This is a genomic window from Streptomyces rubradiris, assembly GCF_016860525.1.
GTDB classification, from domain to species: domain Bacteria; phylum Actinomycetota; class Actinomycetes; order Streptomycetales; family Streptomycetaceae; genus Streptomyces; species Streptomyces rubradiris.
This window is the reverse complement of record NZ_BNEA01000007.1, coordinates 428,613-440,033: the sequence shown is the minus strand read 5'-3', so window position 1 is coordinate 440,033 and position 11,421 is coordinate 428,613. Positions and strand designations below refer to the sequence as shown.

Annotated in this window: 8 protein-coding genes; 2 read left to right on the top strand and 6 right to left on the bottom strand. The window is 74.5% G+C overall.

What is annotated here, in order from left to right:
• Positions 1–11: 11 nt before the first annotated feature.
• From mgtA to Srubr_RS11265, 5 genes are all read right to left on the bottom strand, one after another.
• Positions 12–2,654: a magnesium-translocating P-type ATPase gene (mgtA, locus tag Srubr_RS11285; protein ID WP_189991227.1), complete on the bottom strand. Its 2,643-nt coding sequence runs from the start codon at positions 2,652–2,654 to the stop codon at positions 12–14.
• Positions 2,647–3,009, bottom strand: coding sequence for an ArsR/SmtB family transcription factor (locus Srubr_RS11280; RefSeq protein ID WP_189991226.1), 363 nt, complete (start codon positions 3,007–3,009; stop codon positions 2,647–2,649). Before Srubr_RS11280 ends, mgtA begins: the two co-directional genes overlap by 8 nt.
• Positions 3,010–3,161: 152 nt before the next feature.
• Positions 3,162–3,866, bottom strand: coding sequence for a hypothetical protein (locus tag Srubr_RS11275; RefSeq protein ID WP_189991224.1), 705 nt, complete (start codon positions 3,864–3,866; stop codon positions 3,162–3,164).
• A 236-nt stretch (positions 3,867–4,102) separates the two neighbouring features.
• Positions 4,103–5,464 carry an alkaline phosphatase gene (locus tag Srubr_RS11270; RefSeq protein ID WP_189991222.1) on the bottom strand — a complete coding sequence of 454 codons (1,362 nt, stop codon included), beginning with the start codon at positions 5,462–5,464 and terminating at the stop codon, positions 4,103–4,105.
• A gap of 233 nt (positions 5,465–5,697) precedes the next feature.
• On the bottom strand, positions 5,698–6,126 hold the full coding sequence (locus tag Srubr_RS11265) for a MarR family winged helix-turn-helix transcriptional regulator (protein ID WP_189991219.1): 429 nt from the start codon (positions 6,124–6,126) through the stop codon (positions 5,698–5,700).
• A 166-nt stretch (positions 6,127–6,292) separates the two neighbouring features.
• Between Srubr_RS11265 and Srubr_RS11260 the strand changes: the two genes are divergently transcribed.
• Both Srubr_RS11260 and Srubr_RS11255 read left to right on the top strand, forming a co-directional pair.
• Positions 6,293–7,189 carry an MBL fold metallo-hydrolase gene (locus Srubr_RS11260; protein WP_189991218.1) on the top strand — a complete coding sequence of 299 codons (897 nt, stop codon included), beginning with the start codon at positions 6,293–6,295 and terminating at the stop codon, positions 7,187–7,189.
• 321 nt (positions 7,190–7,510) lie between these two features.
• Complete coding sequence (locus Srubr_RS11255; RefSeq protein ID WP_189991216.1) at positions 7,511–10,585, top strand: amidohydrolase family protein; 3,075 nt, start codon at positions 7,511–7,513, stop codon at positions 10,583–10,585.
• On the opposite strand, the gene Srubr_RS11250 is transcribed toward Srubr_RS11255, so the two are convergent.
• A complete protein-coding gene (locus tag Srubr_RS11250) occupies positions 10,569–11,339 on the bottom strand; it encodes a class I SAM-dependent methyltransferase (protein WP_189991213.1) in 771 nt (256 codons plus the stop codon). The two genes, Srubr_RS11255 and Srubr_RS11250, sit on opposite strands and share 17 nt — an antisense overlap.
• Positions 11,340–11,421: the final 82 nt, after the last annotated feature.

Genomic DNA, 11,421 nt, shown 5'->3' with positions numbered 1-11,421 from the left:
CGCGCCGTGCGTCAGGTGTCCCGGCGCCGCCTCAGCACCGCGAGACCCACCGCGTACAGCGCGAGCACCGCGGTGAGCGGGAGGTAGTAGACGGGCGGCAGGGCGGTCAGGCCGAGCACCGGGCCGAGCGGCGAGGGCGGCACGGCCAGCCCGATGACGGCCAGGGCGAGCGCCGCCCAGGACACCGGTCCGGGACGACGGCCCCGGCCACCGCCACGCTCCCCCCGGAGCAGGAACATCACCAGGGCCTGAGTGAGCAGGTTCTCGGTGAACCAGCCGGAGCGGAAGAGCGTCACGTCGTCCCCGCTCCCCGTTCCGGCCGGGACGAGTGCGAGCACACCGAAGGTGGCGAGGTCGGCGACGGCGTTGAGCAGCCCGAAGCCGGTGAGGAACCGCAGGAGGGCCCCAGGGCGCAGCACGGCGGGCCGGCGCAGCACCGACGGATGCGGCCGGTCGTGGGCGAAGGCGAGCTGGGCCGCGTCGAAGCACAGGTTCTGGGCCAGTACCTGCGCGGGCAGCATCGGCAGGAACGGCAGCAGCAGACCGGCGGAGAGCATCGCCACGACGTTGCCGAGGTTGGAGGACAGCGTGACGCGCAGATACGTGGCGATGTTGCCGCCCGCGTGCCGGCCGGCGGCGATGGCGTGGGCGATCGCGGTGAGGTCCTTCCCGGCGAGCACCACGTCGGCGCCCTCCCGGGCCACGTCGGCGGCGTCACGCGGGGCGAGGCCGACATCGGCGGCGCGCAGGGCGGGCAGGTCGTTGACGCCGTCCCCGAGGAAGCCGACCGTGTGTCCGCCCGCGCGCAGCGCCTGGGTGATCCGGGCCTTGTGCTCCGGCGTGCAGCGGGCGAAGACGGTCGTACGGCGGACCAGGCCGGACAGTTCGGCGTCGGTGAGGGCGTCGATCCGGCCGGCGGTGAGCACACCGTCCGCCGGGACCGGGATCCCGAGGTCGCGGCAGGCGCGCAGGGCGGTGCCCGGGTGGTCGCCGGTGAGCACCTTGACGGTCACGCCCCCGTCCATCAGGTCCCGCAGCGCGTCGGCGGCGGTGGGCGCGAGCGCGTCCCGCAGGGTGACCAGGCCGCGGAAGGCGAGGCCGCGTTCGTCGGCCGGGGTGTAGTCGCGGGCGCGGGCCGGGCGTTCGGCGGTGGCGACGGCCAGGACCCGCAGCCCCTCCTCGGCCGCGCGGGCGGCGCGGGCCCGGTGCCGCTCGCGCTCCGCCCCGTCCAGGGCACAGCGCTCCAGGACGCAGTGGACGTCCCCCTTGACGACGAGCGTGTGCGTGCCGAGCCGGCCCGGGGTGCGGATCACGGCGGTGGCGAGGCGGCGGACCGGGTCGAAGGGGAGGGCGGCCACTCCGTCGTAGGCCATCGGGCCGTCCGGGTCCGCGTCCAGGAGTGCCTCGTCCAGGGCGTCGGGCTGGGGCAGGTCGGCGAGCTGGAGCGTCCACCACGCATTGACGGCGGCCCAGCGCAGCACCTCGGGATCGTCCCGGCCGTCCGCGCCGACCGACCGGTCGACGACCGGCCGGTCCTGGGTGAGGGTGCCGGTCTTGTCCAGGCACAGCACGTCCATCGCACCGATGTCGTGCAGGGCGGGCAGCCGCTTGACGATCACGCCCCGGGTGCGGGCCAGCAGCGCCGCCCCGCGGGCCAGACAGACGGTGACCAGGACCGGCAGCATCTCGGGCGTCAGTCCCACCGCCACCGCGACGGCGAACGGCAGCGTCTCCAGGCCCCGTCCGCGCAACGCCGCGTTGGCCATGAGCACCAGCGGCGGGGTGAGCAGCATGAACCGGATCAGGATCCACGAGATACCGTGCACGGACCGGTCGAAGGTGCCGGCCTCCCGCCGGCCGGCCGGGCCGCCCTGGGCAGCGGCGAACCGGGTGCGCGCCCCGGTCGCGGTGACGACCGCGGTGGCGCTGCCGGTGGCGACACTGCTGCCCAGGAAGCAGTACCGGGACTGCCCGGCCACCCCGCTTCCCGTCCCGCCCGCAAGACCGTCCGCGTGCTTGGCGACGGCCGCCGACTCGCCCGTCAGCGCCGACTGGTGCACCGTCAGCCCACTGGCCCGCAGCAGGCGTACGTCGGCCGGCACCAGATCGCCCGGACCCAGGCGGACGACATCCCCCGGGACCAGCTCGTCCACCGGAACCTCCCGGCTCGTCGGCGCCGCGTCCTCGTGTGGGCGGCGCAGCACGGTGGCGGTGGTGGCGACCAGCTCGCGCAGCCGGGCCGTGGACCGGTCCGCCCGGTGCTCCCCGGTCGCCCGCAGGACGCAGCTCACCGTGACCAGGAGGAGGATCACCGAGGCCGTGCCCCAGGCGAAGACGGCCGCCGACACCAGTCCCAGGCACGCCAGCACCGCGGTGAACGGGTCCCGCAGGCTGCGCACGCACAGGCGCGCCCAGGAGACCTCCCGCCGGGCCGGGAGCACGTTGTCGCCGAACCGGGCCAGTCGCCGCGCGGCCTCCGCCTCCGTCAGGCCGCGCGGACCGGTCTCCAGCGCGCGGAGCACCTCCAGCACACCGGGCTCCGGGCGCTCCTCGCAGCGAGCCCCGTCGACGTCTCGGTTCGGGCCCGTCCGCGCGGTGGCGCCGGGAGCCGGACCCGCCGCGTCCCGACCGGAGGCCGCGGCGGCCTCAGGCACCGGTTCCGCGCAGCCCGCGCGTCCGGCCGGAGCCGTACCGGGAAGGTTCGGTCAGATGCGTGACCATCACCCGTACGAGTGTGACCACGTCGGGATCGTCGATGTAGTAGACCTGCCGCCGGCCCTCCCGGCGCGAGCCGACGAGTCCGGCCAGCTTCAACTTGGTCAGGTGCTGGCTGACGGCGGGCAGCGCGCCGCCCACCCGGTCGGCGAGGTGGGTCACGTCGCTCTCGCCCTGGGACAGGGCCCACATCAGATGCAGCCGGGCGGTCGAGGCGAGCAGCCCGAACGCGGCGGCCGCGGCCGCCAGCACCTCGGCGGGCGGGTCCTCCAGGGCACCGGCGCGGTCCGTCACAGTTTCCCTGTCCTCTCCTGTCCTCTCCGATTCCGGCCCGTGGGCGACCGGCGTCCACGGGCCCGCCCATCGTAAGCGCCGGGGCACCGGCCACCGTGCGCCGCCGGGGCCCGGGTCATCCTGTGCTGCCGGGGTTTCCCGGGCCCGGTCCGTCACCGCCCCGCCCGGTCCCGGCGCTGTCCCAGGCGTGCCTCTTCGAGACGGCCGAGGAGGAAGGGCACCACCCCCCGCTCCAGCAGGGCCAGTTCCCAGGCCTGCCGGGCCCGGACCACGGTGTCCGCGGGGGCCGCGGCCGTGCCGGAGCCGCCGGTGTGCTCGCCCGGCACCGGCCCGGACCGCCGGAGCAGGCGACCGATCGCCGCTCCGACGGCCGGTGCGCCCAGCAGCAGGCAGACCGTCAGCACACCGTCGCCGGCGCGGGGCAGAGCGCCGGAGAACCACATGCCGTACCCGGACAGCAGCACCAGCCCGACCGAGGACAGGACGAGCCGCACGGACGTCGAGGGTGGCCGCCCGGCGGCACGGCCCGGCGGCCCGGGGTCGCGGGAGGGCGGCAGGGTGCCGCACGACGGCACCCCTGGGTCGCGGGACGGCGGCGCGGGGGCACGGAGGGCTCGCCGGCCCTTCCCCCGGTCCGAACTCGCGGTCACGGCCGCCAGATACTCGCGGTACTCGATGTCGGCGAACGCGGTGATCGCGTTCATCGCCCCGAGCGCCTTCGCGCGCAGCTCCGTGCGGTCGACGAGGCTCCCGCACCGCTCCATCGCCTCCACGACCTGCCCCAGGTCTATGGCCTGGTCGAGTACGCGCTCGAACACACCGCCGAGTTCAAGCCCGAGCGGGGCACTGTCCGTCATGCATCCCCCAGGTGCGGAAGGTTCGCCGGCAGCAGGTCCGCCACCCGTCGCAGCGTGGTGCGGCGAGGGGTGGCGCGTCTCATAGTCGCAAACTTGCGCAACCAACAGAACGGATCGCGGGGTCGGTCGAGGGGGCGTGAAGAAGGGAAAGCGTGAAGAAGTGAAAAGGGGAAGGGGAGACCGGTGACTCGGTCTCCCCTTCCCCTTTCAGGGCGCTCGGTTTCCCGTCAGGACACTCAGCTCAGGCGCAGGGCCTCGCGGAGGGTGGTGAACAGGTCGGTCTGGTCGGTGACGCCGAGCACGCGGTAGGCCAGCGGGCCCTGTGCGGCGATGCGCACCTGGGTGCCGGTGTGCTCCTGGGACTGGCCCGGGGTGTTGGTCGAGTAGTTGACCTTCAGCTGCTGGCCCTCGTTGGTCACCAGGGTGGCGGACAGGCCGGGCGGGGTGGCCTCCAGCGGCACGATCTGGCTGGTGTGGCCGTGGTCGGCGGTGGTGACGACGAGGGTGTCCGGGTGCTGGGCCGCGTAGGCGCGGGCGACCTTCACCGCGCGGTCGAAGGCGGCGGTCTCGCCGATCTGGCCGCAGGGGTCGGCGGCGTGGTCCTGCTTGTCGATGGAGGCACCCTCGATCTGCAGGAAGAAGCCCTTCTCGGAGTGCTTCTGCCGCTGCTTGGCCTCCAGTAGCTGGATCGCCTTGGTGGCGGAGTCCGCCAGGCTCGGTGTGGCGGACGGCCGGTTCGGGTTCGAGGTGACGCAGCGCTGCGGGTCGGTGCCGCCGACGGCGGCCGGCTTGCCGGTCCACTCGACCGGTACGTTCCCGGAGGTGAACAGGCCGAGGACGGGCTTGCCCGGCTTCGCGGCCTTCATCGAGGCGTTGTCGGTGACGACCTGGTAGCCGAGTTTCCTGGCCTGCTCGGTGACGGTCAGGCCCTTGTACTCGCCGTGGGTGACCTTCTGGTCGAAGCGCTGCTTGCCGCCGCCGAAGAGGACGTCCACCTTGTGGTTGACGGACTGCTCGGCGATCGAGCCCGGGCCGCCCGCCGCGATCGTGTCGGCGGGACACTTGGCCATGTCGGCCGGGCCCTGGCAGGAGCGGTCGGTGACGTGGGCGGCGAGCACGGCCGGGGTGGCGTCGGTCAGCTCGGCCGTGGTGACGCTGCCGGTGGCGTAACCATTCTTCTGCGCCAGTTCCAGGATCGTGCGGGTGGCCTTGTTGCCCGGTGTCTTGGATATCCGTCCATTGACCGTCTTCACACCGGTCGCCCAGCCGCTGCCGCTGGCGGCGGAGTCGGTGACGTAGTCCGGCGTGCCGTCCTTGTGCACGGCGTACGTGGTGTAGTCGCCGGTCAGCGGGAACTTGTCCATGTTCAGGCGACCGTCGGCGCCGACGGTGTAGTCACGGGCGAGCGTGATCTCCGAGTCTCCCATGCCGTCACCGATCAGCAGGATGACGTTCTTCGCCTTGCCGCCCTTGATGGCGTCCTCGGCCTGCCGCTTGGTGTCGGTCGCGCCGGCGCCGGTGGTGAAGGCGACCGCGGCGGCGGTGGACGCCAGCAGCGCGGTGGCGAGGGTGAGGTGACGGCGGGACGGCCTGTGCATGAAAGCGACTCCTTGGGGCATCCCGTCCGGGACGGACGGGCGTCAACGGGCGTCAGCCCATCACCCGTTGATGAATCGCGTGGAAACCCCTGGTGGGGCGTCGGTTTCGGACGCATGGCCCCCGGACGGCCATGGGCGTGTGGCGTTCGGACGGCTGTCGGTGCGCGGCCCCGGGCCGGCCGCCGGTGACGAAGCCCGTGCCGATGGAGGATCGCCGTTCCGGCGGTACGGGCTCAGGGGCGGGCGATGGCTTGTTCCAGCAGCTCCTGAAGGGTGCGCTGCTGCTGTGGGCTGAGGCCGGCCAGCGGTGAGTCCTGGGAGAGGAGCCCGAGGAGCCGGTCGCGCAACGCCGTGCCCTCGGTGGTGAGCAGGAGCTGCTTGGCGCGGCGGTCGGTGGGGTGCGGGCACCGCTCGACCAGGCCCTGCTTCTCCAGTTTGTCGACGACGAACGTGGCGTTGGAGGGCTCGCAGCTCATGCGTTCGGCGAGCTCGCGCATGGTCATCGGGCCGGTCATCTCCCGCAGCGCGGTCGCCTGGGCGGCGGTGAGGCCCAGGGCGGCGGCCCTTTCCCGTACGTGCTCGGTGATCTGCTGCGCCAGTCCGTTCACCAGACCGCACAGCTGTCGTTCGGCGCTGGTCTGCGGCTCCGGGGGCATCGTCATGGTCCCATTCTAGCGAGTCCATCAAGTTCGGATATTTAGAGCTTGAATGTTTCTAGCTTGATGCTTATCGTGGTGGTGTGCCGACCGGGAGACATGACGGTGACCGGCATCGATGTCCGGCGCCGGCGACCGAGGCCGGGGAACGAAGAAGAGGGAGACGAAGCACATGGTGGCCAACTCCGCGCTCGCCCAGCACGACCGGCTGCGCCGGCCCGCGGCAATCCGCTCGGTACGGCTGGGCGACACGAAGGTGTCCTTCGTCCCGGACGGAGCCGTGCAGGGCAGGCCGCGCGCCTGGCTGCCGGACACGACCGAGGAGACCTGGGCCGCGCATCCGGAGTACCTGGACGCCTCCGGGTATCTCGTGGCGAGCATCGGCGGCCTTCTGGTGGAGCACGGAGACCGCGCGCTGCTGATCGACGCGGGGTTCGGCCCCCAGTCCCTGCCGGCCGTCCAGGGTGCGCCGAACGGCGTGCTGTACGGCGGCGCGCTGCTGGACGGCCTGGCCGAACTGGGCCGTGCACCCGGGGAGATCGAGGCCGTGGCCTTCAGCCACCTGCACCCGGACCACACCGGCTGGGCCGTCCACCCCGCCCCGGACACCGGCCGGCTCGCGTTCGCCCACGCCGACCACTTCGTGCCGGAGCCGGAATGGGCCGCGCGTGACCTGCCGGAGACGGCCGGCGGCCTCTCCGAGGAGACCGTGTCGGCGCTGGCGCCCCGCGTGCGCACGGTGACCGACGGACAGGAGATCTTCCCCGGCGTGCGGGTCCGGATCACCGCCGGCCACACGGTGGGGCACGCGGAGTACGTCGTCACCGGCGGCGGGAGCCGGCTCATAGCCTTCGGCGACTCCCTGCACTCACCGATCCAGGTGGACCACCCCGAATGGTCCTGTGTCTACGACCAGGATCCCGCCCGGGCCGCCGACCATCGCCGGCGGCTCGTCGCCGAGCTGGCGGAGCCCGGCACGATCGGCTTCGGCGTCCACTTCGCCGACGTGGTGTTCGGCCAGGTCCGGCGGGAGGGCGACGGCCCGGCGTGGCAGCCTCTGGACGCCTGAGGCGCAGGGCACGGGCAGGGCGGGGTGCGGCGTACGGGCAGGGCGAGGGCGCATCCACGGGGCGCGGGTGGCCGGTGAGGGCGTGGGCCCCCCGAGGGCGCGGCTCGTACGACTCGTACGACGACGCACTCGCCCACTCGTACGGCGTGAACCCGCCCACTCGTACGACGACGCACCCGCGATCCGCCGGCCGGCGCCGCAGTCCCGCGCGCCGACCCGCATTCGACCGCGGTACCCGCCACCATGGACCCGGCCGTGCCGCCCACTCGCCGCGGCCGCATGCTGAGGACGGCCGCTGGGTGACCCGGTGAGGAGAGCGCGATGACGACGGATCACGGCCGGGTCAGCCGCCGGGACCTGCTGCGGGGGTCCGCCGCCGGGCTGACGGCGGTCGCGGCTCCGGCCCCGGTGACCTCCCCGGCCATGGCCGCGTCCGGCTCCGTAGGGCAACAAACCCTGCTTTACCGCGAGTTGACCGGTGGATCGGTGACCTCTTCCCGTGACGGGTCCGTGGTGATCGCCGAGGTGCAGGGCGTCCTGTGGCGGGTGCCGCCGGAGGGCGGGGAAGCGGTGCGGATCACCGACTGGGACCTGGAGGCGACCCGCCCGGCCCTGTCCCCCGACGGCAGGCGGCTGGCGGTGGGCGGCTACCGGGGCGGCGGCTTCCATCTGTGGACGCTGCGCACCGACGGCAGCGGGCTGCGCCAGGTCACCGACGGGCCCTGGGACGACCGGGGCGTGGCCTGGTCACCTGACGGCAGCCGTCTGGTCTTCGCCTCCGAGCGCGGCGGCGACCCGGTGGCCGGTGCCTCGTTCGGCCTGTGGACGACGGACGCGGACGGCGGCGGGGCCGAGCGGCTGACCGGCGGCGCCTACGAGGACATCGACCCGGTCTGGTGGCCGGACGGGCGCTCGGTGGTGTGCGTCCGCGCCGCCCACACGCCCGACGGCGGCAGCGACGGTGGCCGGGCACTGGTCCGCGTGCCCGCCGGGGGCGGTGCCGGGCAGGTGCTCCGCAGGGTGGGGGAGGGCCGGCTGCTGTGCCCGTCGGTGTCCCCCTCGGGCCGGATCGCCTGCCTGCACCTGTCCGGTACCACCGCCTCCCCGTCCCTGCCGGCCGCGCGGGCCACGCTCCTGGTGGACGGCCGGGCGGTGACCGAGGGCGAGGATCTGGCGGCGGCACCGCCGTGCTGGCTCGGCGACGACCGGCTCCTGTACGTCGCCGACGGCCGCCTCCGCCTCCGCACCCTCGGCGCACCCGGATCGGTGCGGGACATCCCGTTCACGGCCCGGATGCCGGTGCCACGCCCTCGGCGGCGCCCCAGAACGCTCTCCCTGGAGGCCGCGGGGCCGGTGCGCGGCATCCATCTGCCCGCCCTCGCGCCCGACGGCGGCAGCGTGGCCTTCGTGGCGCTGAACGCCCTGTGGGTGCTGCCCGTCGGCGGGACGCCCCGCAAGGTGCTCCAGGCCGCCGCCGTCCACCATGTGCAGATGCCCGCCTGGGCGCCGGACGGGCGGAGCCTGCTGTACTGCACCGACCGGGACGGGCTGACGGCCGTACGCCGGTTCCACCTGGACAGCGGGCACGACGAGCCGGTCACCGGACCGGGCCGGCTGTACCCGGCGGTGTCCCCGGACGGCACCCGCCTCGCCTGCCAGGACACCCGGGGCAACGTGCTGCTGCGCGACCTGGCCAGCGGCGCGGAGCGGGTGCTGGCCCGGCCGCTGGCCGCCGACGGCCCGCCCGGCGCCCCGACCTGGTCACCGGACGGCCGGTACGTGGCCTTCTGCGACCGCAACCGGCTCAACCACCGCTTCCGCGAGGGCTACCACCTCATCCGGGTCCTCGACACCCGCACCGGCACCGAGAGGCGCCAACTGCCCGCCGCGCACCAGTCCCTGTCCGACCGCGCAGCCGCCGGCCCCGTGTGGTCGCCCGACGGCCGCTGGATGGCGCTGGTCGCCGAGTCGGTGCTCTGGCTGCTGCCCGTCACCGGTGACGGCACCCCGGCCGGTCCCGCCCGCCGGCTCACCGGCGAACCGGCCGACCACCCCACCTGGGCACGCGAGACGAACACCCTGCTCTACCTGTCCTCGGGCCGGCTCCGTCTCCTGGACCCGGCCCGGTCCGGGCCCCGGACGCTGTCCGTGCCGCTCACCCACCGTCCGGCCGGCGGCCGGGAGCGACTGCGCGTCCACGCCGGGCAGTTGTGGGACGGCACCGGCACCGCCCCGCGCCGGGACGTCGACATCCTCACCGACGGCCGCCGGATCACCGCCGTCGAACCCCACCGCCCGCGCCGCCCGGGGCACCGCACCGTGGACGCCTCGCGGCACACCGTCCTGCCCGGCCTGTTCGACAGCCATACCCACCCCTACAGCGCCACTTACGGCGCCCGGCACGGCCTCACCGCACTCGCCTACGGCATCACCACCATGGCCTGCATGGGCGGGTCCCTGTACGAGGCGGTCCGGCTGCGCGAGTCCCTCGCCTCCGGGCACAGCACCGGCCCGCGCCTGCTGGCCTGCGCCGAACTCATCGACGGCGCCCGCACCGCGTACGCCATGGGCCGCGCCCACCGCACCGCCGCCGGTGTGCGGCGCACCCTGGAGCGGGCCACCGCCCTGGAGGTCGACTTCGTCAAGACCTACGTCCGCGCCTCCGGGCAGGTCATGGCGCGGGCGGCCGAAACCGCTCACCGGCTCGGGGTGCCCAGCGGCAGCCACCTGTGCGCGCCGGGCCGGGCCGCCGGACAGGACCTCACCACCCATCTGCAGGCCACCCAGCGCCTGCCCTACGGCCACGCCACCACCCCCACCGGCCACATCCACCAGGACCTCGTCCAGCAGTACGCCGACGGCCGTTTCGCCCTGATCGCGACCCCGTTCGCCGCACAGGCCCTGCTGGGCGCCGACCCCGCCCTGGCCGACGACCCCCGGGTGCTCACCCTCATGCCGCCCTGGGACGTCACCGCCGTCCGTGACCGCGCCCGCAATCCGCCCACCGACGAGCAACGGCGGGCCCTCGCCACCGAGATGGCCGCCTACCGCCGCCTCGCCGCCGAGGGCGCCCTGCTCGCGGTGGGCACGGACGCGCCCCTGGTCCCGGCCGGGCTCTCGCTCCACCTGGCCCTGCGCGCGCTGCACGCCCACGGCTTCACTGCGGCCCAGGCCCTCCTGTGCGCCACCGCCGCCCCCGCGCGGCTGTTCGGCGTCGAGGACGATCTGGGCACCGTCGAGCCGGGAAAGACCGCGGACCTCACCGTCGTCGACGGCGATCCCTTCACCGACTTCGGCAGTCTCCCGCGCACCCCGCTGGCCCTCCGGGACGGCATCGCCCACTACCAGAGCGACCTCGTGGCCGCGGTCCGGGGCACGGTCACGACGCCCGCTTGAGGACCACCGTCCGCATGCCCCCCGGCCCGCCGCGCTCGTGCGCCACCCGCAGCCCGGCGGCGCGGAACCGCTCCAGCACCCAGGCGTGGGAGAGCCGCAGCTTGCGGTAACTGTGGGCGTTCAAGGACCAGTCGCCGCTCGCGGGGTCCCGGGTGTGGATCAGGTCGTGCACCACGACCGTGTAGGCGTCGAAGTCGTCCGGGTACTCCAGGAAACAGGTCATGATCCGGTCCTCGGTGGAGCGGACCGGGAGGAAGCGGTCCGTGCCGGTGAGCGGGACCGTCAGGTCGCGGTAGGCGAACACGGCCGTTCCCCCGGGCGCGAGCGCGGCGGCGACATCGGCGCACAGCGCGGCCACGGCCCCCCGGGTCGGCAGATGGGTCAGGGTGTCGCCCAGGCACACGACGGCCCCCACCGAGCCGGGGCGGACCAGCTTTGGCAGGGCGGCGCGCACGTCCGCCCGCACCGGGCGCACCGCCGGGGTGCCGGTGGCGTGCGCGGCCAGCTCGTCCAGGAGCGGTTCGCTCAGGTCGACGGCGAACACCGGATCGAAGCCGAGGCCGGCCAGGGCCAGACTGGTGTGCCCCGGACCGCAGCCCAGGTCCACGGCCGTCGACCCCGCCGGACCGGGCACCACGCCCCACTCCAGCAGCTGGGCGCGCTGGGCGGCGGCGAGCGCGCGGAGATCACCTCCCAGCATCCAGGTGTAGTGCTCCGCGAGAAACCGGTCGTAGTGATCGACGGCGGTCGTCATGGGGCGTTCAGGGCTCCCTTCGGATCCGGTGGGTGAAGGGAAACCTAGAGCGTGATACGGCCGTTCCGAGCGCCCGCCGAAT